Genomic DNA, 24,216 nt, shown 5'->3' with positions numbered 1-24,216 from the left:
TGTTATGGAAAAAGCAATCAAAAAAATTGAAGATATGTCACTGAATGCATGGCCCTCCCATAAAATGGAACTTTATGACGGATGGATTCTACGTTTTTCTTACTTTTATACTCACAGAACCAACAGCGTGGAACAGTTTGGAACGTCCACCCTTCCATGGCGGGAAAAAATCCCCTACTGCGAGCAGGTCTATAAGCGCCTTGGAACTCCTGCGATCTTCAAGATCAGTCCACTTGTATCTCAGGATTTTGACTACATGCTGGAAAACCGTGGCTATTCCATTCAGCATGTGACCAATGTCATGACTGTAGATCTGGCCCAGGCTGTTCTGGACACGCCTGTCACCGATGTGCTCTTTACCAATGAAATTCCTGATTTCTGGATCCACAGTCTTTTTGACCTGAAAAAAACTACGAATCCGATCCACAGGAGTGTGGTTCCTTCCATGTACCGTGCAATTCTTAAAGAAACCGTCTGTGCTTCCATCACAAAAAACGGCCAGATCATTGCCACAGGGCTTGGAATTCTGGATCGTGATTATATCGGTATCTATGCGATCCATGTGCGTGAAGATTACCGCCGCAGAGGATACGCCCGTCAGATCTGCACCGGTCTACTTAATGAAGGCAAAAAAAGAGGCGCAAGCCACGCCTATCTCCAGGTGGTAAAGAACAATGATTCCGCTGAAAAGCTTTACAGTTCTCTTGGTTTCCGGTATTTTTACACTTACTGGTTCCGCGTCCAGCCTGTTGGAACACGCTTTCAGTAAATACGGGGATTTTCCAAAAATCCCTGTAGAAATCAAAAAATCTTTTTGCTATAATACTTTTAACATGTATAAAATCTTTCCTGCTTTCATATACTGATCCTTATCAATCAATAAGGAGACTGATCCCATGAATGATCCGCAGGAAAAAAACACAAAAAATCCCTATCATATTAATTACAAAAATTATCTGGATACCAATGCCTGTACTGAATGCACGGGTCTGATCAACCATGGAATAGACAGCCGTGAGCAATGGGAATCCTTCCGCCAGATCTTTGATTTTATGCCGGTACCGGAATCCCAGGACCTTACAGATAAACAGGACTGACCGTTATCCCAGGTCGGAGGACACAAATGAAAAAACTGTCTGCTGCATGTATGATTCTGGGCCTTTCCCTGTTTGTGGGCGGCTGCAGCAATGATCAGATCGATGATCACATTATTTCCCTTCAGGATAAAATTTCAGATGCCACATCTTCAGATCCCACCTCCCGGGAAGCATCGGATTCTTCCCTGGAAGAACGGGTTTATATGGATGAAATTACCGGCACACTGCAGAATTTTGACGGCACAAATATGACTATTTCCAGCGACGGAGAAACTTATGTATTTGACGTTTCCAGGACAAGACTGGAATGTAAATACGGTGTTGTATTCAGCGACCAGGTCAGCGTAATCTATCAGGGGCAGCTTTCCGGAACAGATATCAGCACCATTTCTCCGATCAAAGTAACTGACAAATATCATAACGAAACCCCTCTGGAAAATCGCACACTGAAGGGAAAAGTAAAAAAACTTACTTCCAATGCACTCGTTATCGTTACAGAAAAAGGAAATACCGTAACTTTTCCTGTCACCGGTGTCAGACAATACTATAAAAAAGGAATCAAAGCCGGCAGGTGGGTCTATGTCCATTTTCGCGGCAAATTCATTAACGAAACCATAGTTGGTGATAAACAGTACGATGGCAGTTTCACAAAAGTAATCAGTGTCTCTGATACCGATCCACTGAAAGTACCTGCGGCAACTCCCACCCCTTCTCCGGCACCGAAGAAAAAAGAACAGCATCTCCGGGCAAAAATTGTAAGTGTCAGCACCAGTACCATGACTGTTGTCCCTCAGACTACGGGGTCGGAACTGACTGTTCCACTCACTTCTGTTCCTGTATACTTTAAAGGCGGCATGGCTCCTGGTTCTTATGTAAATATTATTTATACCGGTAAATTTAATGGGGAATCCACTAACGGCATGAAAATCCGCGGAATTACAGGTGAAGATCCGGATACACTTTCTATCCGCAATATTTCTTCCACTGTAACCGGTACAATCCTCGGTACAACCGCCAATACTGTGCTGATCCAGACTTATGATGGAGTAAAAATCCTCTGCAGCCGTGAAAATGTCCAGGATCTTTCCACAAGCGGAATGGAAGAAGGTGCGGATCTCCGGGTTACCTTTAACCCTGCGAAATCACGCACCTCCAATATTTATACCTGTATTAAATTCGAAGACCCGTGACGGAAGAGAGTTCGGATTCTTTCTTCCCCCTCTTCCATCCAGGCGCATACCTCCGGTGTCTCACCCAAAATGTCAAAAAAAGCTCTGCATTCATCTTCCGTACCTTTTCCGTGAAGAACCTTAAATGCACCGGCATCACTGCCTACTGCCACATGCACTTTTTTCCTGAAAGCTTTTTTCAGATTTTCCTCGCCTGTCCGGATAATAGAGGACAGAATCTCATTTTCGAATCTTCCACAATCCATCAGATTCCGGACCGTCACAAGAGTAGGTACCCACACACTTCTGCTGTCTGCCAGCATGGAAAGCGTTTCTTCATCCATGTAATTGGCGTGTTCAATGCTGTCAACACCGGCTTCAACTGCAGCCTGCACTCCATAATTCCCATTGGTATGGCTCATCACTGCAAAGCCTTCTTCATGTGCAATATGTACCATTTCTTTTACTTCTGCCGCTGAAAGCGGAGTTCCCGTGATCTTTCCATGATCCTCAAAATCCAGAAGGCCGGTAGTCATGATCTTGATAAAATCCGCCCCTTCCTCAGCAGCTTCCAGAACCCTGCGGTGATATTCCTTCATATTCGAAAAACTTTTTCCGACAATTTTTCCATAATGCTCTTCTTTATAAATGGCAAAAACCGGCGTGCGGTAATCAATTCCATATTCACCGGCCAACTGTGCGGTTCTTCTGGAAACACCATAATGATCTCCTCCGTCTCTTACAAAACGGATTCCTCTTTTCTGATATTCCTTAAGATGACTTCGGATCAGCGCATCCTGGGGCCCGTTTTTCTGTGTCTCAACGGCTTTCCGGTAATCGTAGCCGTTAAGAAATATATGTGCATGACATTCTCCAAACATTTTCATCACTGCTCAAAAAATCTTCGAATCTCTTCCTCTGTTGCCTGTACAGATCCCTGTACAAAGAATGGCTTTCCGCCTCCCCGTCCGTTTAATTTTGCATTCATTTCTTTTGTAAATTGGCGGAGATCACCGTCTTTTTCACCCATTGCGTACTTGAAACTTCCATCTGCATTTTTGGAGAATACCGCACAGCAGCCCTGACAGGTCTGTGTTACGGCATCCGCAAGTTTCCGCACACTGTCCGCATCCATTCCGTCCATAAAGATAAGAACACTTCCGCTTCCTGCATAGCGCTCTGCCTCTTTACGGCACATGTCATCCACCATCTGGCCAACCTGTCCCTTCAGGCGGAAATTCTCTTCCTGAAGACGTTCCACTGCCTGCGCGGTCTTGTCCATCTTTGCGGAAAGTTTTACAGAAATCTGATGGTTCTGATCGTTGACCATATTCAGATAATCCAGAACACGTTTTCCACAGATCATCTCAATACGGACACCTTCACGGAATTTTTCCACAGAAAGAAGCTTCACCATACCGATCTCTCCGGTATGTGTCACATGGGTTCCGCAACATGCACAGATATCCACGCCCGGAAATTCCACAATACGCACCTGGCCGGTAAGTTCTTTTTTACTTCGGTAATCAATTTTTTCCAGTTCTTCAGCTGTAGGATATAAGATTTTCACCTCAGTGTCTTCCCAGATCTTTTCATTTGTTTTCTGCTCGATCTCGGCAAGCTGTGTCTCATCCAATGGACCATTCAGGTCTACAGTGATGGTATCGCTGCCCATATGAAAGCCCACATTATCATATCCATAGGCCTCATGAATCAGGCCGCTGACCATATGCTCACCGGAATGCTGCTGCATCAGATCAAATCTTCTTGCCCAGTCGATACGACCCTGTACTTCTGTTCCTGCTTCCAGCGGTTTATCTGTATAATGAAGAAGTTCTCCATCTTTTTCATGTACTTCTTTCACTTTCACGTCGTTCAGATATCCGGCATCACTTGGCTGTCCGCCGCCTTCCGGATAAAAGGCACTCTCGTCCAGAATAATGTGAAAGCCTTTTTTTGCTTCTCTGCACTCCAGGACTTTGGCTGTGAATTCTTTTTTATATACATCTTCATAATATAAGCGTTTTGTCTCTGTCATCTGTCTCATCCTTTCTGCATCTCTGCTTTGACGTTTTATAGTATAGACCAATTTGGGGTTCCCTGCTATAAGAATTCTATTTTTTTCAAAAAATTGCTTTTAAAACTGAAGTTTTATCTCTGTCTTACGCGTTATAATAAGTGAACGGGCTGAGAAAGGAGCTGATCACATCACACGGGAAGAATATCTGGAATATCTGATACATACATACCAAAATTTAATATTTTCCATTTGTCTGAAATCGGTGGGCAATCCTTTTGACGCCGAGGATCTGACACAGGATGTTTTTCTTTCCGCCTACAAAAATCTCTCCCGTTTTGACGGTACTTACGAAAAAGCCTGGCTCAGCAAGATCGCAGTCCACAAGTGCCTGGATCATCTGAAAGCTGCCGGCAGACGTACCATCCCTACAGAGGATACTTATTTTGAACAGCTCCATGATAAAGAATCCTCCCCGGAAGAAGCATTTCTGGACAAAGATTTCCAGAATCAGATCCGGCATTTGTGTTCAGATCTGAAAAGTCCCTACAGGGAAGTAGCCACCGCACATTTCTGCGAAGAAAAAACTGCCGCAGAGATTGCAAAAGCGCAGAACAAAAATACCAAAACAGTCCAGACGCAGATTTACCGTGCAAGATCCATGCTGAAGGCACTGCTGGAAAGGAGCGATTAGATGCATATACCACAGGATGAATTACAGAAATTTCAAAGCGGAACTATGGATACTGAAGAAATGATCCATTTTCTGGAACATATGGAGCAATGTGATTTTTGCCTCGACCAGCTGCTTCAGGAGGAAGAGACTGCTTCTGCACCTGCCCCTTCTTATCTGCAGGAAGAAATTATGAAAAAAGCTTCTTCACCGGAGGTAACTGCTTCCAGAAAAATCCGCGAAACCGCTTACTGGTTCCGGCTTCTCTGTGCAGGTTTACGTACCGCTGTTGGAATGGGTGTGGCACTGATCATGCTTTTTTCTGTATCACAGAGTGATTTTACCACTTTACGACCTTCCCGGGAAACCCGGACAAAAATCTCTTCATCTTTTAACATCGGGTCCGGACTGAACTGGATTTCTGAACAGGTAGGGTCACATCTTTACGAACATTCTCAGAATATCAGTGATAATCTGAATGATCTTACGAATAAAATTATAAACGGAGGCAAATAATTTATGAAAAAACAAAAACATGGTTTCTGGGTATTTATTTTTTCTCTGATCCCCGGTGCCGGGGAAATGTACATGGGATTCAAAAAACAGGGGATCAGCATTATGCTGCTGTTCTGGGGCTCAATCGCGCTGGCTTCCATTACCGGTCTTGGATGGCTGGCCATGTTTCTCCCCGTGATATGGTTCTACAGTTTCTTTAATGTCCATAATCTGAAATCCCTGTCAGAAGAAGAATTTTACTCTATTGATGACAATTACGTTCTTCACATGGATCAGTTTTCCGGTAATATGGGAAAGTTCCTCCAGAAGCACAGAAATGTAACTGCATGGATTCTGATCCTGTTCGGTATCTGTATCCTGTGGAGCCGTTTCACAGCTCTTCTGTACCTCATTATACCGGATAATCTGTCCCACTATGCCTATGAAATCTGCAACAGTCTTCCTCAGATTGCCATTGCTATCGGTATCATTGCTGCAGGTATTTATCTGCTCACTCAACAAAAAAAGAAACTGGAGGAAGAAAAAAATAAAGATGAGCATTATTGGGAACCGTACCGTCCATATCAGCAAATAGCTTCCCCTGATGATAATTCAGAAGCTGCTGAAAAAAATCCTGAGACATTTTCTTCTCAGGACAATATTTCTTCTGAAAATAGTATTCCTTCTGAAAATACTGTCCTTTCCGAAAATAAGGAAGATACCTCTCCCTCTGAATAATCAGTAACTTCAAAAAAAGATCCGAAGTCTTCCGACAACGGATCTTTTTATTTTCATCAGCCTGTATACATAACCCTGGAAAACTGCGGTGACCCTGCATAGCCCTGTGATTCCTTAAATGTTACTGCTTTGATCCAGCCTGTTTTGGAACCATTTTTTACACGGATATACATCTTATTCCCAGCGGTCCAGAAATTCAGAATTTTCACACCCGTATTCTTGCGGATCACAAATGCTTTACTTCCGGAAGTGGGAGTTGTGTACGCCTGTATGTTCTTTGCCGCTGCAAAAAGTCCTGTTCTCTTGTTAGCAGCATTAAGTTTTATATATTTTCCGTAATTGGATGTACGAAGTAATGTTCCTTTCTGATATTTGTATGTAAATTCTGTTGTACAATATCCAAGAGAATATGACATAGCCTCCGTTCTTACACGAACTGTATTACCACTCAGGTAAATTTTCGCTTCATTTACCGGTCGTCCATATGTTTCATTAATGAAATTTACAACCTGAACGATTTTTCCGTTACGGTACTGATAAAGTCCGTGGAATACACTGATATCATTATCCGTACCACCTCTCAGACACAGGAAAGGTTTTCCATTAGATAATGTAATAATACGAATGGACATATCCATAAAAGCTTTATTTATTGCACAGACTTTTGTATTATTTACATAAATATCTGCACCGTTCCAGCACCCATCATACTGACTTTTTTTCCGGACAACCTTAATCCTGTCTTTCTTTCCATCGCCGGTAATATCATACCTTGTCCAGGTTTTTCCCGGCTGAATTGTATACATCCTGGGTGCTGCCGCCTGCACTGGCAGTACGGAAAAGATCATGAGACCCATAAGAAATATACAGATACCCAGTAATTTTTTTGCTCTTCCTTTCTTCATTTTTTCTCCTCCTTTTTCTTTGCATACTCTGGCTTTTTTATATCAGTATAATAAAAAAGCACCTTTTGAATATTCTCTGTACAAAGCGGCTGTTCTCATTCCGCTCTGTCACATGGTCATAAACGTAACCAACTTATGATCTACGTTTATTTTACTATTCAACAGGTGCTTTCTGTAATATATTTTTTACTGCTTATGTGTTACTTTAAGACGTGTCATCGCTCTCGCAAGAGCCATCTGGTTCATATGATACTCCTGAATGCTCTGCTTCTGACGAAGCTGCTCTTCTGCACGCTCCTTGGCTTCCTGTGCACGGCGGATATCAATCTCCTCCGGGCTCTCTACGCTGAGGCAGAACAGCTTGGCACGGTTGTTGATCATCTCAACAAATCCGCTGCTCACCGCAAAAATATGCTCATTGCCCTCTGCATCCGCAAAACGCATCTCACCGGGAATGATAGCTTCTACGACATTCGCATGATGAGCAAGAAATCCCCGCTCACCATCCACTGCCGGAATAATGAGCTTCTGAGCACGTCCTGCATAAGCCAGTTTATTGCTGGCGTAAATTTCCAGGCCAAATGTCTCACTCATAGCCGCTCCTTACTGCCGGTTCTCCTCGGCTTTTGCTTTTGCAATTACGTCATCAATAGTTCCAACATTAAAGAATGCATTCTCAGGATAATCATCCATCTCGCCATCGATGATTGCCTTAAATCCACGGATGGTCTCTTTCAGTGGTACGTATTTACCTTTGATACCGGTGAAGTTCTCAGCTACATGGAATGGCTGGGAAAGGAACTTCTGGATCTTTCTTGCACGGAATACAGTCTGCTTATCTTCCTCTGAAAGCTCTTCCATACCGAGGATAGCAATGATATCCTGCAGTTCTTTATACTTCTGAAGAATCTCCTGTACTCTACGTGCTACTTCATAGTGTTCTTCACCGACAATATCTGCCTCCAGGATACGGGAAGTAGATTCCAGAGGATCTACAGCCGGATAAATACCCTGCTCAACGATCTTACGGGAAAGAACTGTTGTTGCATCCAGATGGGCAAATGTTGTTGCCGGAGCCGGGTCAGTTAAGTCATCGGCCGGTACATATACTGCCTGTACAGATGTAACAGATCCTTCCTTGGTAGATGCGATTCGTTCCTGCAGTTCACCCATCTCAGTTGCCAGTGTAGGCTGATATCCTACTGCGGATGGCATACGTCCAAGCAGAGCGGAAACCTCAGATCCTGCCTGTACAAAACGGAAGATATTATCAATGAAAAGAAGTACGTCTCTGTGTTCCTGATCACGGAAATACTCTGCCATGGTAAGTCCTGTCTCAGCAACACGCATACGTGCTCCGGGCGGCTCGTTCATCTGTCCGAACACTAAGGCTGTCTTCTCAAGAACACCTGATTCCTTCATCTCGGTCCAAAGGTCATTACCTTCACGGGAACGCTCACCGACACCGGTGAAAATAGAATATCCACCATGCTCGGTAGCGATATTCTGGATCAGCTCCTGGATAAGGACTGTCTTACCAACACCGGCACCACCGAACAGACCAATCTTACCACCTTTGGCATATGGTGCAAGAAGGTCGATAACTTTGATACCTGTCTCCAGGATCTCAACTGCCGGTTTCTGTTCTTCAAATGAAGGCGGATCACGATGGATGACCCAATGCTCTTCGCCCTCCAGAGATTCACCACCATCTACGGTATCTCCAAGAACGTTGAACAGACGACCAAGTGTTTTATCTCCAACCGGAACCTTGATGCCGCTTCCGGTAGCTGTTACTTCTCTGTCCCGCTGCAGGCCCTCACTGGCTCCCAGCATGATGCAGCGTACGATATTATTTCCAAGGTGCTGGGACACCTCCATAACGCATCTCTTACCGTTGTTCTCAACTTCAAGCGCATCCTTGATATTCGGAAGCTGTCCGTCTTCAAAAACAACGTCTACAACAGGTCCCATAACCTGTACAATCTTACCTTTATTCATAGTCATCACTTCCTTTTTTGTGCTTTAGCACCGCTGATAACCTCTGTGATCTCCTGCGTGATCGCAGCTTGACGTGCACGGTTGTACTGAATGGAAAGATCCTTCAGCATCGCCTTCGCATTATCTGTAGAGGACTGCATTGCTGTCATTCTCGCATTGTTCTCACTGGCATATGCCTCTACAAGACATCCATAGATCACACCTGTAAGGTAGTTCGGGATCATGGTATCCAGAAGTACATCCGCAGATGGAGATAACACGATCTCCTCCTGGTAAATGTCTGCCGGAACCTGACCAACTTTAAAATCAGCTTTTTTCAGCGGTAAAAGCTGCATATTCACATTTTCCATCGCCATTGCATTCTGCATCTGTGTATAGACAATGTGAATTTCATCCAGCTCTCTTTCCAAAAATGCCCGTACGATCTCTTCTGTGATAAGACGCGCTCTGTGCATGGTCGGCTTCTGTACTGTATACTGAAAACTGCCGTCCATATCCACATCTCTCTTGCCGAAATACTGACGTCCTACCATACCCAGAACATACAGTTTATGATGTCCCGGTACCTCTTCCATGAAATCTTCTGTCATTTTCTGTACATTATGATTGTATGCACCAGCCATACCTTTATCACCTGTAATGACAATGGTACCTACCTTTCTCTCTTCCTTTGGAACAAGATGACGCTCACTGAAGAAAGGATGCTGGATATCCGGCATATGACGGAGGATTCTGGCAATGGCAGCCTGCATATTATAGAAATATGGTTCTGTATCCTGCAGAATCTTCTTCGCCTTCTGCATCTTGGAAGAAGAAATCATGTACATCGCATTGGTGATCTTCATGGTGTCCTGAATGCTTTTCATACGAGTCTGTATTTCTTTTGCATTTGCCATATCAACACCTACCTGCTCTTATCTTTGAATTCTTCTGCCGCCTTTATGATTTTCTCTACAAGCTCATCAGAGAGCTGTTTTGTAGTTTCGATCTCTTTGCCGATCTCTGGATATACATTATCAAAATACTCCAGAAGGTCTTTCTGATATTTCTTGATCTCTTTCTTTTCTACGTCGACCATCAGCTTGTGAGTTGCAACACAGAGAGTAATTACCTGCTGATGAAGACTTAACGGACTGCAAAGAGGCTGTTTCAGAAGTTCCATCAGACAGCTTCCGTATTTCAGCTGTGCAGTTGTAGCCTCATCCAGATCAGAACTGAACTGGGTAAATACTTCCATTTCTCTGTACTGTGCCAGATCGATACGTACGCTACCGGAAGCTTTCTTCATAGCCTTGGTCTGTGCCGCACCACCAACACGGGATACAGAAAGACCAACATTGACTGCCGGACGCATACCTGAGAAGAACAGATCACTTTCCAGGAAAATCTGACCATCTGTGATGGAAATTACGTTTGTAGGAATATATGCAGATACATCACCGGCCTGAGTCTCAATGATCGGAAGTGCTGTGATGGATCCGCCACCTGCCTCTTCACTCAGACGGCTGGAACGCTCCAGAAGTCTGGAATGGAGGTAGAATACGTCACCAGGATAAGCTTCACGTCCCGGAGAACGCTCAAGCAGAAGTGACAGCGCACGATATGCCACTGCATGCTTGGAAAGATCATCATATACGATCAGTACGTCTTTACCCTGATACATGAAATACTCTGCAAGAGCAGTACCAGCATAAGGAGCAATATACTGAAGAGGTGCACAGTCACTGGCTGTTGCGGAGAATACGGTTGTATACTCCATTGCACCATATTTTTCAAGATTGGAAACTACCTTTGCAACAGTAGAAGCCTTCTGTCCGATAGCAACATAGATACAGATTACATCTTTACCCTTCTGGTTGATGATCGTATCTGTTGCGATGGATGTTTTACCTGTCTGTCTGTCGCCGATGATAAGCTCACGCTGTCCACGGCCAATCGGGAACATGGAATCAATAGAAAGGATTCCCGTTTCCAGAGGTACAGTTACAGACTTACGGTCGATGATTCCAGGAGCCGGGTTCTCGATCGGGCGGTATTCCTCTGCCTGGATCTCTCCCTTTCCATCAATAGGCTCACCAAGTGCGTTCACGATTCTTCCGATAAATTTATCCCCTACCGGAATACCTGCCTGCTTGCCAGTTCTGGCAACCTTGGTGCCTTCCTTGATTCCTGTATCCTTTCCGAAAAGAATACATCCCATGCTGTTGGCACGGACATCCTGTACCATACCTTTCAGACCATTCTCGAAGGTCACGACCTCACCGTACATGGCATGATCGATGCCATAAACAGTTGCGATACCATCTCCCACGGAGATGACAGTGCCTACTTCCTGGTCCTTGCTGATTTCGTCATAGTTCTTTATTTCTTCCTTGAGAATCGAAATGATTTCATCTGGATTTATTGCACCCAATTCAATTTCACCTCCGGGTTAATTTCTGTTTCAGTTTCTTATAACGTCCGATGAGGCTCCAGTCGTACTCACGATCTCCTGCCCTGAGAACAAATCCACCTACAAGGCTTTTATCCTCTGTAAGGGTAAGTTCCACTTCTCTGGCAGAAAACTGGCTACGGAGAAACTCCTTCATCTTATTTTCCTGCTCTTCGGCAGGACGTGTTACATAAAGAAGCTCTGCCTTGAGAATTCCTTTCTGTTCCCGGCTGTAAGCATCATAAGCTTCAAGGATCTCTCCGATTCTGTCAATCTTCTGATACTTACACGTTACTTTAAGAAAACTCTTCATTTCCTGCGGAAAAACCCGCTCTATTACCTGTTCTTTTTCTTTGAGGGAAACAAGTGGATTTTCAAGCATCTTACCTATCTCAGGTGTATTCTTAAAAATCCTTCCTGTTTCGCAGATTGCCTCCCCCGGGACAGAAAGACCGTATAATGCTTTTGCATAATTAATGGACGTCTCTGTCATGAGGATCACCTGCTCCTTCTAAAAACTGGTCATATAGGGACATATCCTGTGCTTCGTCGTTCTTTTTTCCCATGATTCTGGATGCTGCATCCATTGCCAGCTCAGCCACTTTGCCTTCCATCGCTTTCATAGCAGCTTCCTGCTCAGTGCTGATATCTCTTCTTGCTTTCTCAAGAATCTGACCGGCCTGATCATTAGCTCTCTTCACGATGCTGTCTGCCTGTACTTTTGCCTCGTCCTTAGCCTGCTCTACAATACTGAAGGATTCCTCCTTCGCAGATTTCAGTGCATCCTCATACTGTCCTTTCAGCTGGTTTGCTTCAGTGGTTGTCTTCTCTGCTGAAGCAAACTGCTCATCGATCATGGATTTTCTCTTCTCCATAACACCAATGATCGGGCCGAAAAGGAACTTCTTCATTAAAAGATAAAGAACGATCAGGTTTATAATAGTAAAGACAAGGTTGATATCAATTTTAATCACCTGGTCCACCTGCCTCTCTTAATCCTGAATTAGTATCTCGTCTTTACCTATTAGCCAAGCATGATGATGATCAGAAGACCGATTACGAAACCGTAAATAGCTGTTGCCTCTGCAAGAGCACATCCAAGAAGAAGTGCTTTACTGATCTTGCTCTCTGCCTCCGGCTGTCTTGCGATAGCTTCTACTGCTTTGGATGTTGCAAGACCGATACCAATACCTGCTCCGATACCTGTAAGAACTGCGATAGCTGCACCAATTGCGATTAACATAGTTTTTTCCTCCTGTAAAATACAATTTTTTTCATTTTTGAATCAAGCAGATACTCTGCTTCATTACTCAATTGCTTCCTTGATAAACAAGGATGTTAAGAATACAAATACATATGCCTGTATGAATCCGTCGAAGAAATCAAAATACAGACTGAATGGTATGGGAAGAATGGCCGGACAAACAAACTCCAGCAGCTTCATGACTACGAAACTTCCCAGAACATTACCAAACAACCGCATGCAGAGAGATGTAGGTCTGATCGCGATTTCCAGAATATTGATTGGAAGCATGATCGGAACCGGCTCCGCAAAGCTTTTCAGGAAACCTTTCAGTCCCTTCTTATGAAAGCCTGCATATTCGATCAGAATAATGCTCATCAATGCCAGCGCAATGGTTACGTTCATGTCCTTCGTTGGTGGTGTAAAACCAAACACGCCTGCGATGTTGGCTATTCCGATGTAAATTACGGTTGACATCAAATAAGGCACATACTGTTTGCCTTCTTCTCCAAGGATACCCATGAAGAAATCCTGAAGAAAACTTACTCCGGATTCCAGAAGCAGCTGCTTCTTACCCGGATTTTCCACACTGAGATTTCGAACCAGAATCAGTGACAGAACCACAAGAACCGCCATAATGACCCATGTGACTACCACACATTCCGCGATAGGTATTCCACCAAATACCGGAATGGTAAAAGCCGTCTTACTGTTCAGTTCTTCTGCCAGTGTACTTGATAAATCTCCCGTTTTTCTCCCTCCTTTTCTCCTGGCTGTGATCACTGCATTTGCCAATTGGTATGACCACGCCTTGTAGTTGACTTTATTTTACTCCGCATTTCCAGAATGTCAATATTATTTTTGCCCGTTTTGCACAAAAAAGAATTTTTTTTTTATACAAAATAAACAATTTATTTTGACTGATCCTTATCCGGCTTCCTGCGTACGGAAACTTCCCCATAGGAAAGCAAGGTCTCTGAACCATCCTGTTCTCTTACAAGAAGCCTTCCATCCGATGCTATCGCCTCGGCATATGCTTCCCTTGTACGCGCTCCGTCTGCGATCACAATCATATTTCCAGGAATGATATTATTTTCTGTATATTCTCTGGAAAGTCCCGGAGTTTCCACTTCCATAAGAAGCTGATTGGCAATCTCCGCCACAAGAATACTGCAGTTTACATGTTCTGCATCCTTCCTGCTTCCAAACAATGCACCCGCCGTTTCCTGTATGTCTTCTGGAAATCCCTCTTCCGGTACATACAGATTCAATCCGATTCCAACAACCGCAAACTCAATGTTTCCACTTTCAAAGTCTGTAACAGCCTCAGTCAGTATTCCACACACTTTCCTGTCGTGAAGATACAGGTCATTGACCCACTTAATCCCCAGATCAATCCCGCAGATTTTCTTCACTGCACGGTACACTGCAGTTGCCGCCGCCGTAGTGATCAGGAGTCCTTCCTTCAGAGTCCGGTCCGGTCTTAGAACGATACTCATATAAAGTCCTGCATTTTCAGGGGAATAAAAACTTCTGCCTCTGCGGCCCCTTCCGCTTTTCTGTCTGCGCGCCAGTATCAGTGCGCCATGACCTGCTTCTCCTGAAAATGCAGCCTCCTTGGCTGCACGGTTTGTGGAATCCAGTTCCCTGTATATTTTTACAGGTACATCCGGATGATCGAGGTAAAGCCGTATTCCTTCTTCCGATAAACGGCTGCCACCCCGGAGCACATAGCCTTTGTTTGGTCCCGCTTCTATGGTATATCCCTCTTCCCGAAGGGATTTCACAGCTTTCCAGATGGCTGCTCTTGTGCAGTTCAGTTCTGCTGCCGCCGCTTCTCCGGATATCAGCTCATTCTCGTGCTGCTCCAGAAGCTTCAGCATTCTTGCTTTTACAGTCATATCTTCACCGTCCATAATCTGCCTGAAATGGCAAAATTTGTTCCCTTCCAAGAGACGAAAGCATTATAGCACTTAAACATCGCGATGTCTATTATCTTTTTTACATATGCTGTCTATATTATTTTTATATTTCAGATATGTTTATTATATAATTTTTCTCATTTTTATCTGTTCTCATTAACTTTTTTGGGAATTATTTCTGTAGAAAACCTGTAGATTCAGGAGCAAATTTTCCTGAATCTCTGTTATATGCAGATTTTCTTTATCATATATTTATCATTTGTAATTAGAAAGACTCTTCTCAAGAAATTCCCGGTACCTGTCGCGTACATCATCGGGTGATGCAATTACCGCATCCGGGCCAAGACTGGCTATCCAGCCAAAAAACTGATCGCTGACGTTGACACGAACCAGCGTTTTGAAATGTTCATGATCCTTCCTCTGAATCATAATGTCCCTGCCAAACCGGTCCAGTACAACTCCGACCAGACGGTTATGCGCTTCCAGACATATGGTTTCCTCTTTTCCGCCAAACATCCCGAAGGTTCTGGATGTCAGCTCTCCCGCATCATAATTCTCAAAAAGTTCCCTGCCGCTGCGGGCTGCCTCTTCAAGCCGGATCTGCATAATCTTGTCCACCCGGTAGTGCTTCACTCTGCCACACTTCTCATCACAGGCGACCAGATAATAATTCTCATTCTGCCACACAAGTCCCCAGGGACTGACACGATACCGTTCTCCGTTCTTCTTCAGCCGCAGCTCCTTCTCCACTGTCCATTCACAATACTGAAATGAGATCTGCCTGTCCTCGGTAAGCGCTCTCTGAATCTCATCAATACTGTAATACACACTCTCATTCATGGTTCGCACCCGATTCTGTACAAAAACCTGGCGCCGCAGCTGTCTGGCCTCATGGACACTTGCAAGACTCTCCAGCTTCCCGATCAGCTGACGGGATTTCCCACTGGTAATAAATCTGGACGACTGTACTGCATCAACCAGAAGTTTCAGTTCAGGAAGTTCAAATTTCCGGCTGGCCACATAAAAGCCTGCCGGCTGCTCTCTGCGATTCAGAATGTCCATTCCAAAATTCCGTAATGTTTCGATATCATCGTATACAGTTTTGCGCTCTGCGCTGATTCCCAGACTGTTCAGATAGATGATCAGTTCCTTCACAGACATGGGATGTTCTTCATCTGTCCGTTCCAGAAAAACGCGCATCAGATATAAAATTTTTATTTTCTGGTTAAAAACCCTGGGCATTCCGACTCCTCCGTTCTATTTATCTGTCAGTGAGGCAACCACTGCAAAGTATAATACCATGAATGCAAGTACAACAGCAATGATATCCGCTCCCTTAAAATCAAAATTAAGGATCATCGCTCCACCGATCATGATCTCTATTGTCAGAAGCGCTCCCAGGATCATAGCCATTCCAGAAGAAAGCTTCTGCTTCCCGGTGTGTCTGTGCTCTGTCTCCATGTATCTTCCTTCTGCCAGTGCAACCTTCCTGCTGTTCTCTGTATTCCACATAAGATCCATCCTCCCTGTTATATGCCCATTTACAATCTACCGAACATATTTTCCAAACATATTTTCTGTATGTTGGTATTATAGCGCATTATAAGTCCGATAAAACGGTATGAATGTGTCTTTTTCGAACATTTGTTTATTTTGTACAAAAATATGTTCGATTTCGTGGTAAGAAAAAAAGTCTGCCGATAACAGCAGACCTTTCATACACTTTTTTTCTATGGAAGCAGGATTACATCATTCCGGCAAATACCGATGCACCTACAACCGTAAGCAGACCGGCTACTGCAATGGCAAGACTGCTCATGGCACCTTCTACAGGACCAAGCTCCATAGCTTTGGCCGTTCCGATGGCATGGGCTGAAGTTCCAAGGCCAAGGCCTCTTGCGATCGGCTCTTCTATCTTTGCGATCTTGTAGACAACTTCAGCGATCATATTTCCAAGAACTCCTGTGATAATGATCACAGCAACTGTAATCGTCACAATACCGCCAAGTTCTTCGGAAACGCCCATTCCGATAGCTGTTGTGATGGACTTCGGAAGCATGGTGACATATTCCTGATGGTTAAAACCAAACAGTTTGGACATAAGCAGAATACTGCAAAGGCCTGCCAGTGTTCCGGAAATAATCCCGGCTGCCACTGCCTTGAGATTTTTTTTCAGCAGATGGATCTGTTCATAAAGAGGTACTGCCAGGCACACGGTTGCCGGTGTCAGAAGATAGCTGATATATTTGCCACCTTCGTTATAATCATTGTAATCAATATGGAATATCAGAAGAACACCGATAACACAGATGATCGAAATCAAAAGAGGATTAAAAATCGCCATTTTGAATTTCTTTTTCAGGATAAGTCCGATCTCGTAGGCGATCAGACTTATCATCGCTCCAAAAAATGCGGAGTTTTTTATGAATTCCATCATTTTTCAGTTCCTCTCTTTCCCATTCGGATCACTCCCTGTGTCACTTTTCCTGTTACGACCATTACAATTACCGTGCTGATAAACGTCATAATAAGAACCGGTACACAGATCGGTTTCAGAGAACTCCATGCTGTGATCAGTCCTGCACCTGCCGGCACAAACATCACCGGCATGATCTCAACCAGAAAATCTGCCGCACCTTTTACCTGATCCAACTTCAGGATGCCTGTGAGCAGTGCCACCAGCATGATCACCAGCCCATAAACACTGGCCGGTACCGGAAGTGGAAGAAAGGTTTTTAAGACTTCTCCAATGACGGAAATCAGCAGGATGATGCTGAACTGCTGCACGTACTTCATACTGCATCCCTCCTGATTCATTCATGTAAAGCGAACATTCATATTCCGCTTTTTGACATACGTTTAAGCAATATTTCAAAAGTGGTAAGACCACTTTTGGTTTTAAACGTTTTCTAATTATACGCTACAAATCCTAAATTACAAGGATTGTATCCCATAAAATACAAAAAATCCTTTTATACATCAGCGTATTCCAGTAATTTCCGGAAACATCTCTGCATAAAAGGATCTGTAAATAACGTTCTGATCATTTTTCGGAATTCTCTGTCAAAATGATTTTTTCTACCTGATACCGTCCGTCTTCAACAGTCATAACGGCCATAGTAACTTCACCTCCAAAGCGACTTCTGCCGCAGCTTCCCGGATTAAGCCACAGACGATCATCAATGATCTTTTCAAAATATTTATGGGTATGTCCGAAGATCACCACCTGGGTATCATCCAGATCCCAGGTCACGTCTTTTTTGTTGTGGACCATGAAAAATTTCACCCCGCCAATTGTAAAGTTTAAACTGATACGGAGATTTTCTGCCCAGTCTTTGTCATTATTTCCACGTACTACGTAAAGATTTCCCATGGAACGTAACACATTCAAGATTTCATCTTTATTTACATCTCCGGCGTGAAGAATGTATTTACAGTCTTTTAAGATTTCCAGGACCTCCGGTCGGAGAAGGCCATGAGTGTCTGAGATAATACCTATTTTTTCTTTCATATTTTCCTCCGTCAGAATAATTCTATCTTTCCGTATTCTCCGTCAAAGCCAGGTTTTCGCACAACTTCTCCTGCACGCAGCCGCCGGATTCCTTCTGCCAGAGCCTCTCCTCCAACTGTCCTGATATCCTCCTGTGGCACCTCTCTTAATATGGAAAATTCTGCCCCAAGTTTCTTAAGCAACATTTCATACCGGCCCTGCACTTTTTTGCTTGCTGTGGAAAATCCCACGCAGGCAGAAATCACTTCCGGCAACGGCACCAGACTTTCGTAAGGACGTCCGCTTTCCGGCATGGCAGCCGCACCTTCATCCCTGTCTGAAAGCTGTAAGATCCTGTGATCCACGCCCATTGTCAACTTCTTTCCGCATACCGGGCAGATGCCGTTATATTTTTCTGCTTCACGCGGGCTTAAACACACGCCGCATTTTCGATGGCCGTCATAATGATACTTTCCCTCTTCCGGAAAAAATTCGATCGTACCTTCAAGTCCAGTTCCTTTCTGAACTGCATTAAACAGGCCCTGATAGGAAAGCTCGATATCCAGAAGGTCTGCCTCTCTTCCCAGTTTGGAAGGTGAATGAGCATCCGAGTGGGATACCAGCTGATATCTGTCCAGCGCGGAAATCTGCCAGTTCATCACCGGGTCTGAAGATAATCCCGTCTCCAGCGCATGAATATATGGTGTCAGTTCCTCGAAGCACTCTTCTATGGTATCAAATCCGGATTTTGCCCCAAACAGAGAAAAATGTGGTGTCCAGATGTGTGCCGGGATATACATGCCTTTCTCGCTGATCTCCAGCATAATTTCCAGAAGGTCACGACAGGGCAGCCCCAGGATAGGGCGTCCGTCTGAATGGATATTCCCAATTTTTTCCAGCCTTGCGGCAAAAGCATCTGCTTCCCGAAATCCCGGGAGCAGGATCAGACTGTGCACCTTCCTGGTTTTTCCATCCTTTTTATAAATGGAACTGATTTCTCCGGACAATACAAATCTGGGAGATTTTCCAGGATAATGTGCCGCCTCTGGCAAAACGAATTCATCTTTCAACCGGAAAAGCCCCGGTTCCGCAGGAATCAGTTTATCCTTTAATTCCTGCCGCCAGAGAGGATGTGTCATATCTCCGGTTCCAAGAAGTGTGATCCCTTTCTTCCGTGCCCAGAGATCCAGCATCTCCGGTGTTCCGTCCTTGCTTGTCGCCATGGAATATCTGGAATGTATGTGTAAATCTGCGATCTGCTTCAAAATTTTTCCTCCTGTATGCCATTTGTACATCTTATATTATAATTTCCTCTGTTTCATATGTACATCCTCTTTTCTGTTTATTCTCAATGGCAAAAAATACAGGCAAAAGAATCTATTGTATTCTTCGCCTGTATTAATAATAGTCAGATATACACAAAAACTACCCTATTTGCTTTACTTTTAATCTGTAGAACTCATTCTTACTTCCATTATCTAATAGTATATAAATTTTCTGACCTTTTTTTAAGGTTCCTCTGTATAATGTTGCCCAGCCCTGATTACTTCTCATTGTAGTCGCTGAAATAAGTCTGGCTCCATAATACGCTTTTACAGTCTGATATTTATTGTCCTTAATTTCAACGCAGTAAAATTTATATTTCCCGGTTTTAGGAGCAGTAAAACACCACCAGTCTTTATCATCCTGCTGGCTCAAGCCACTATACGTCTTATTACATAAAATCTTCGTTGCGGTGTTTCTTGAATTGTTATTTTCTTTTTCAAAATTTTCAGGATTTTTTGTAATTACTTTCAATCTATAATAAGCATATGTGTTAGAAGAATTTGTGTCAGTTAAAGAAATATTAACCCGAGTTCCCTTTTTAAAAGAATATGCCGCGGACGTAAACGGTCTGCCATAATATACAGATTGTTCTTCGTATAATTTATATCCAACTTTCATTTTTGTCGATGGCAAATACCAGGAACTGGAAGATGATTCAATACCATTTTCAATATATTTAATTGGTATAACCGTATAATAAAAATATCCTGAATTAGGAACAATAACCGTATAATTCTTTGTCTCATTCCCAAGAATCACATCATAACTCTTATTCGTCGTAATCGTACGGCTAGCTGCATACGTTGTTTTCGAAATACAGAACAACATACAAACCATTAACAACATACCTGCGATTGAAAGTTTTTTCTTCATTTCATTTCCTCCTTTTTATATTGCATATATTTATATTATAATTTTTCATTCTGCATCTGTAAAGCTCATAACCCAGTCAAAAACCTGAAAAAATCACAGATACGCTTTCGCATTGCGACGTTCCATATAAAGATCCCAGGTATCCAGTGCCATAGGGCCAAATGGGAACAGAAGTCCCACTCCCAGGACAAATCCACCTGCGATCACAGCGATCACCAGATCAAACAGTGTAAACGGTGTGAGCAGCCATCCCCATTTGAACGCAGTTAAAGCAATCTTCAGAAGTTTCACAACTGCGCCTGTTGCTACCAGCAAAATCAGTCCTGAAATAAGATAAATATTCTGCATGATCTGTATTCCCGTTCCGGTTATTCCTTCAATCAGAATCGTAATAAGAAAAATTGCCGCAGGTATGATCGTTGCGATCATTTTTACTTTAAATTTTACCTCTGTGTTCTGTAAGAAATTTTTTGCTGACATAGTATCCATATTCTTTTCCTCCTGTGTTAAATATTATTTTTTTAATAAGTATATTTTTCCGCTTAAAACCTGTCCTCTTTCCTCCTTTCACTATACAGACGACTAAGAATACCGGCAGGTTTTAAAAAAATGAAAAATTTTTTAAAAATTTTTTTTATTGAGAACTCTTGAAAATCCACAGGAAGAAGTCCTTAATAAAATCAACCGCTTAAAAGACTGTTCTCCTCCGGAACCGTCTTACATAAATTTATAAACATAACTTCTGAAATACTATAGAAACCAGAGTGGATAAGCTTATCCACCTGTCAGACAAGGAGGACCCTAAAATGAGAATATGGAAAAAAAGAATTACAGGATTTCTGATCGCCATGTGTGCGTTCTGCATCACAGCCGGTGTGGGAACTACACAGAATGTACAGGCAGCCACCAAAGCTACTTATACGATCAAAAAAATCCAGGAAAAGAAAACCTATAAGAGTTCCAGTGCCACATATTCCTACGAGCTGCCACAGTTAAAAGGAAACAGCACTGCAGTTAAACGGATCAACCAATCCTTAAAATCTTCCTACAACAATGATCTTTCTCTGAAAAAAACACTTTTTAAGGAATTCAACGATTACAAAAAGAACGGTACATTAAACAAAAGAAGTATGAGACTTTATGTAAGTACCAAATGCACCTGCGATTACAACAAGGATGGATACATCCGATTCGCATACCGTTTTGCATGGCACGGCTGCGGTTCTTATGATGCCAATAAGGCAACCGTTATTTACCGTCTGAAAGATGGCAAACGTGTTTCCAGTATTCCGGCTTCTGCTACAGATAAGAAAGCATTAAATCTGGTCAAAGGTATCTGGTACACACCAGACGGAGATAAAGTTGTTTTCTCCGGAAAGGAAGTAAATTATTATTTCTCCGACTCCGAAAATGAACCATACTGGATTTTTGATATCGATGAGATCATCAAAACCAGTTACGGCTATTATTTCAAAATAGAATTAAGTCATAACTGCTATTTCGGATATCGTCTGAATCTGAAAGATACCAGTTCTATGACCCGAATCGGAAACGGTAACCCCTACAGTTCTGCCGGATATGTAAAATCCAGCAGTCTCAGCAGAACAAAATAAAATATATAATAAGGCGTGTGAATTTTTTTCACACGCCTCTTTTTTATAAATCCTCTCCGATTTCTTCCATCATTTTTTTTCTCTGCTTTCTGAAAATCCCCGGAAGCAGAAACAAAAGGACCATGCCTGCTATAATTCCCATGATCCCTATGATCATCATGATCGTTCCTATCTCCATTTCTTTCTCCTTATGATGCAGACAACCAGCCGTTTGCTACTGCCTGCTCGTACAGATCCTGAAGATTATCCATCTCCATATCATTGGCATTGTTATCCGGCTGTGACTGATAAAGTTCCTTTGCTTTCAGATAGTATTCCTGGAATTTTGTGTAATCTCTGCCTTCATTATCAGCCTGAGACTGCTTTGCAACTTCCAGATATGCCAGCGCCTTATAGGTCTTATAATTATCACCATACTTCTCCAGCATCTGGTTCAGTACCGTTTCCTCCTGATCGTACTGCTGCATATTCTGATATAAAACAGACAGATTATAATCTGTATCATAAGTTCCCATGCCCTGACTCTGGATCTGCTCAAAAACCTTCGCGGCCTCCTGATAATAGGACATATCTGAGGTATCATTTCCAAGATCACTGTATGTCTGCGCCAGCTGTTCAAGGATTCCGATATTGTATTCTTTTGGAAGCTCTTTACGGGCCTTCTCCAGAATCTGGATCTTTTCATCCGATCCGCTCACACCGTCATCCTGCCCGTCAATGCATTTGCACTCCATAATGTAGGCACGCATTCGGAGATAATCGTCATCTGTTTTCTGGATACAATCTGCAAAGATATCCTTTGCACCGGAATAGTCCCCATTATTATATGAGATTTCTCCTTCAACATAATCAATATCTATGGAATCCAGGCCATTCTCACGTGCCGTCTCCAGCGCTTTTTCCGCTTCCTCCATATTTCCGGTGTATGCCATCGCAATGGCATAATCTCTGTAGTAAGCACTGTTATCCGGCTTGATATCAATGGCTTTTTTGTAGCATTCTGCCGCATTCTCATAATTTTCCATTCTCTCATAGGAATTTCCGAGAAGGTAATAAATATCATTCAGAGACGATCCGCTTTTCAGGATCGCATCATTGGAAAGGATCACTTTATTGATAAAATCAATACTGTCACCATACTGCTGCTGCTTGTTCAGCGCCAGCGCCTTCTGATAATAGGCATCCAGCCTGTCCGGAATAAGATCCGTGGCTTTTTCATAATATGTTTCAAAATTCTGATAATCTCCGGAGCTGATACACTGCGCTTCCTGACGTACATAAGATTCATAGTTTTTCTGTTTCCCAACATCCCGTTTGAAATATCCACTGATCGTCAGCGCTGCACTTCCGATCATCAGAGCTGCAACCAGAACATAGGCCATGTGCTGTTTTGCGCAGAGATCTTTATACCTCTTGTCCTTTGTCTGGATATTCTTCAGATCATTCAGAAGCTCTTCCGCACTCTGATATCGCCTGTTCGGGTCCGGCTCCAGGCATTTCATGATAATATGTGCAAAGATATCATTGATCTTTATGCCGGTAAGCCTGATATCACTGACATTTCCGTTTTCATCCGGTTTCGGCTTCCTGCCGGTCATGATGTGGTATAAAGTTGCTCCCAGACTGTAAATATCCGCTCTGGCATCTATGGTTTTCCAGAGTGAATGGTCCAGTTCGTTCTGGTTGTAATGCAGTGCCTCGATCTGTTCCGGAGCCGCATATCCATTGGTATATCCGGTTACCCAGGCAGTATCTCCATCCAGCGTGGCAGAAATGTTAAAATCTATCAGACAGATATTTCCTTCCGGTGTCAGCATGATATTCCCAGGTTTCAGGTCACTGTGGATGATCGGTGGTTTCTGGCTGTGCAGATAGCCCAGTGTTGCAGCTATCTGCTTTGCCCAGATAATGACTGATTTCTCTTCAAAAACAGTTCCGGAATCCAGATAATCCTTAAATGAATTCCCCGGGATAAAATCCATAACTGTATACACATCCCCGTCCGCCTCAAAAAAGTCAAGAACCTGAGGCAGACAGGAATGTCTGAGGTTTTTCAGTACATCAACTTCCGCTCTGTTGTTCAGAAAATCTTTGATCTCTGTTTTTATTTTTTTCAGTACTACATATTTTCCAAGGTTTATCTGATAAGCCTTGTAGATTTCACCGCTGTTTCCAGCTCCAATCTTACCTATAACCCGATAAGTATGTGGAATTGGCATATAT

At 43.2% G+C, this 24,216-nt stretch carries 28 protein-coding genes and 1 pseudogene; 7 read left to right on the top strand and 22 right to left on the bottom strand.

Annotation, left to right across the window (positions count from 1 at the left end):
* The first annotated feature begins 4 nt into the window (after positions 1-4).
* The 3 genes from G5B12_RS03585 to G5B12_RS03575 all read left to right on the top strand — a co-directional run bounded on the left by G5B12_RS03585 (position 5) and on the right by G5B12_RS03575 (position 2,287).
* Positions 5-769 carry a GNAT family N-acetyltransferase gene (locus G5B12_RS03585; protein ID WP_021977352.1) on the top strand — a complete coding sequence of 255 codons (765 nt, stop codon included), beginning with the start codon at positions 5-7 and terminating at the stop codon, positions 767-769.
* 127 nt (positions 770-896) lie between these two features.
* Positions 897-1,097 (top strand): hypothetical protein, encoded by a 201-nt coding sequence (locus tag G5B12_RS03580; RefSeq protein WP_021977351.1) that lies wholly within the window; start codon positions 897-899, stop codon positions 1,095-1,097.
* Between the two features lie 26 nt (positions 1,098-1,123).
* On the top strand, positions 1,124-2,287 hold the full coding sequence (locus tag G5B12_RS03575) for a hypothetical protein (protein WP_118071306.1): 1,164 nt from the start codon (positions 1,124-1,126) through the stop codon (positions 2,285-2,287).
* Here G5B12_RS03575 and G5B12_RS03570 read toward each other — a convergent pair.
* Positions 2,257-3,147: an amidohydrolase family protein gene (locus tag G5B12_RS03570; protein ID WP_174087755.1), complete on the bottom strand. Its 891-nt coding sequence runs from the start codon at positions 3,145-3,147 to the stop codon at positions 2,257-2,259. The two genes, G5B12_RS03575 and G5B12_RS03570, sit on opposite strands and share 31 nt — an antisense overlap.
* A 5-nt stretch (positions 3,148-3,152) precedes the next feature.
* Positions 3,153-4,355 carry an alanyl-tRNA editing protein gene (locus tag G5B12_RS03565; RefSeq protein ID WP_255493858.1) on the bottom strand — a complete coding sequence of 401 codons (1,203 nt, stop codon included), beginning with the start codon at positions 4,353-4,355 and terminating at the stop codon, positions 3,153-3,155.
* Positions 4,356-4,419: 64 nt separating this feature from the next.
* On the opposite strand from G5B12_RS03565, the gene G5B12_RS03560 reads away from it, so the two are divergent.
* Genes G5B12_RS03560 through G5B12_RS03550 form a run of 3 tightly spaced genes read left to right on the top strand, consistent with a single transcriptional unit; the run spans position 4,420 to position 6,189 of the window.
* The gene (locus G5B12_RS03560; RefSeq protein WP_330597604.1) at positions 4,420-4,977 is read left to right on the top strand and encodes an RNA polymerase sigma factor; all 558 of its coding nucleotides are present in this window, start codon (positions 4,420-4,422) and stop codon (positions 4,975-4,977) included.
* Positions 4,978-5,472, top strand: a complete 495-nt coding sequence (locus G5B12_RS03555; RefSeq protein ID WP_021977346.1) for a hypothetical protein — start codon at positions 4,978-4,980, stop codon at positions 5,470-5,472.
* Between the two features lie 3 nt (positions 5,473-5,475).
* A complete protein-coding gene (locus G5B12_RS03550; RefSeq protein ID WP_174087753.1) occupies positions 5,476-6,189 on the top strand; it encodes a hypothetical protein in 714 nt (237 codons plus the stop codon).
* Positions 6,190-6,245: 56 nt separating this feature from the next.
* Here the strand turns inward: G5B12_RS03550 and G5B12_RS03545 are convergent, their stop codons facing one another.
* From G5B12_RS03545 to G5B12_RS03460, 18 genes and pseudogenes are all read right to left on the bottom strand, one after another.
* Positions 6,246-7,094 carry a hypothetical protein gene (locus G5B12_RS03545; protein ID WP_174087752.1) on the bottom strand — a complete coding sequence of 283 codons (849 nt, stop codon included), beginning with the start codon at positions 7,092-7,094 and terminating at the stop codon, positions 6,246-6,248.
* A 186-nt stretch (positions 7,095-7,280) separates the two neighbouring features.
* Positions 7,281-7,688 (bottom strand): ATP synthase F1 subunit epsilon, encoded by a 408-nt coding sequence (gene atpC / locus G5B12_RS03540; protein ID WP_021977343.1) that lies wholly within the window; start codon positions 7,686-7,688, stop codon positions 7,281-7,283.
* A 9-nt stretch (positions 7,689-7,697) separates the two neighbouring features.
* On the bottom strand, positions 7,698-9,095 hold the full coding sequence (gene atpD / locus G5B12_RS03535; protein WP_021977342.1) for a F0F1 ATP synthase subunit beta: 1,398 nt from the start codon (positions 9,093-9,095) through the stop codon (positions 7,698-7,700).
* A gap of 5 nt (positions 9,096-9,100) precedes the next feature.
* Positions 9,101-9,991 (bottom strand): ATP synthase F1 subunit gamma, encoded by an 891-nt coding sequence (gene atpG, locus G5B12_RS03530; protein ID WP_021977341.1) that lies wholly within the window; start codon positions 9,989-9,991, stop codon positions 9,101-9,103.
* Positions 9,992-9,999: 8 nt separating this feature from the next.
* A complete protein-coding gene (gene atpA / locus G5B12_RS03525) occupies positions 10,000-11,508 on the bottom strand; it encodes a F0F1 ATP synthase subunit alpha (RefSeq protein WP_174087751.1) in 1,509 nt (502 codons plus the stop codon).
* 7 nt (positions 11,509-11,515) lie between these two features.
* A complete protein-coding gene (gene atpH, locus G5B12_RS03520) occupies positions 11,516-12,019 on the bottom strand; it encodes an ATP synthase F1 subunit delta (RefSeq protein ID WP_015525579.1) in 504 nt (167 codons plus the stop codon).
* Positions 12,000-12,500, bottom strand: a complete 501-nt coding sequence (gene atpF, locus G5B12_RS03515; protein ID WP_021977339.1) for a F0F1 ATP synthase subunit B — start codon at positions 12,498-12,500, stop codon at positions 12,000-12,002. The genes atpH and atpF overlap by 20 nt, the downstream gene beginning before the upstream one ends.
* Before the next feature lie 50 nt (positions 12,501-12,550).
* The gene (gene atpE, locus G5B12_RS03510) at positions 12,551-12,769 is read right to left on the bottom strand and encodes an ATP synthase F0 subunit C (RefSeq protein ID WP_021652814.1); all 219 of its coding nucleotides are present in this window, start codon (positions 12,767-12,769) and stop codon (positions 12,551-12,553) included.
* A gap of 63 nt (positions 12,770-12,832) precedes the next feature.
* Positions 12,833-13,498: a F0F1 ATP synthase subunit A gene (locus G5B12_RS03505; protein WP_118062399.1), complete on the bottom strand. Its 666-nt coding sequence runs from the start codon at positions 13,496-13,498 to the stop codon at positions 12,833-12,835.
* Between the two features lie 182 nt (positions 13,499-13,680).
* Positions 13,681-14,685, bottom strand: coding sequence for a biotin--[acetyl-CoA-carboxylase] ligase (locus G5B12_RS03500; RefSeq protein ID WP_021977337.1), 1,005 nt, complete (start codon positions 14,683-14,685; stop codon positions 13,681-13,683).
* 261 nt (positions 14,686-14,946) lie between these two features.
* Positions 14,947-15,933 carry a helix-turn-helix transcriptional regulator gene (locus G5B12_RS03495; RefSeq protein WP_021977336.1) on the bottom strand — a complete coding sequence of 329 codons (987 nt, stop codon included), beginning with the start codon at positions 15,931-15,933 and terminating at the stop codon, positions 14,947-14,949.
* A 15-nt stretch (positions 15,934-15,948) separates the two neighbouring features.
* Positions 15,949-16,203 carry a hypothetical protein gene (locus tag G5B12_RS03490; RefSeq protein ID WP_021977335.1) on the bottom strand — a complete coding sequence of 85 codons (255 nt, stop codon included), beginning with the start codon at positions 16,201-16,203 and terminating at the stop codon, positions 15,949-15,951.
* Positions 16,204-16,435: 232 nt separating this feature from the next.
* The gene (locus G5B12_RS03485; protein ID WP_021977334.1) at positions 16,436-17,128 is read right to left on the bottom strand and encodes an LrgB family protein; all 693 of its coding nucleotides are present in this window, start codon (positions 17,126-17,128) and stop codon (positions 16,436-16,438) included.
* On the bottom strand, positions 17,125-17,487 hold the full coding sequence (locus tag G5B12_RS03480) for a CidA/LrgA family protein (RefSeq protein WP_174087750.1): 363 nt from the start codon (positions 17,485-17,487) through the stop codon (positions 17,125-17,127). The genes G5B12_RS03485 and G5B12_RS03480 overlap by 4 nt, the downstream gene beginning before the upstream one ends.
* Before the next feature lie 247 nt (positions 17,488-17,734).
* A complete protein-coding gene (locus tag G5B12_RS03475) occupies positions 17,735-18,202 on the bottom strand; it encodes a metallophosphoesterase family protein (protein WP_021977332.1) in 468 nt (155 codons plus the stop codon).
* Positions 18,203-18,216: 14 nt separating this feature from the next.
* Positions 18,217-19,476, bottom strand: a pseudogene (locus G5B12_RS03470) (endonuclease Q family protein); the annotation flags it as partial.
* 130 nt (positions 19,477-19,606) lie between these two features.
* The gene (locus tag G5B12_RS03465; protein ID WP_021977330.1) at positions 19,607-20,380 is read right to left on the bottom strand and encodes a hypothetical protein; all 774 of its coding nucleotides are present in this window, start codon (positions 20,378-20,380) and stop codon (positions 19,607-19,609) included.
* 93 nt (positions 20,381-20,473) lie between these two features.
* A complete protein-coding gene (locus G5B12_RS03460) occupies positions 20,474-20,869 on the bottom strand; it encodes a hypothetical protein (RefSeq protein WP_118062351.1) in 396 nt (131 codons plus the stop codon).
* A 317-nt stretch (positions 20,870-21,186) separates the two neighbouring features.
* On the opposite strand from G5B12_RS03460, the gene G5B12_RS03455 reads away from it, so the two are divergent.
* Positions 21,187-21,993, top strand: coding sequence for a hypothetical protein (locus tag G5B12_RS03455; RefSeq protein ID WP_174087749.1), 807 nt, complete (start codon positions 21,187-21,189; stop codon positions 21,991-21,993).
* 43 nt (positions 21,994-22,036) lie between these two features.
* Here G5B12_RS03455 and G5B12_RS17790 read toward each other — a convergent pair whose 3' ends face one another.
* Positions 22,037-22,171 carry a hypothetical protein gene (locus tag G5B12_RS17790; RefSeq protein ID WP_021977327.1) on the bottom strand — a complete coding sequence of 45 codons (135 nt, stop codon included), beginning with the start codon at positions 22,169-22,171 and terminating at the stop codon, positions 22,037-22,039.
* Between the two features lie 10 nt (positions 22,172-22,181).
* Positions 22,182-24,212: a serine/threonine-protein kinase gene (locus tag G5B12_RS03450; RefSeq protein ID WP_174087748.1), complete on the bottom strand. Its 2,031-nt coding sequence runs from the start codon at positions 24,210-24,212 to the stop codon at positions 22,182-22,184.
* Positions 24,213-24,216: the final 4 nt, after the last annotated feature.

It is taken from the genome of Blautia sp. MSK.20.85, assembly GCF_013317245.1.
GTDB lineage: Bacteria > Bacillota > Clostridia > Lachnospirales > Lachnospiraceae > Blautia_A.
This window is presented reverse-complemented; position numbering and strand designations above follow the sequence as displayed.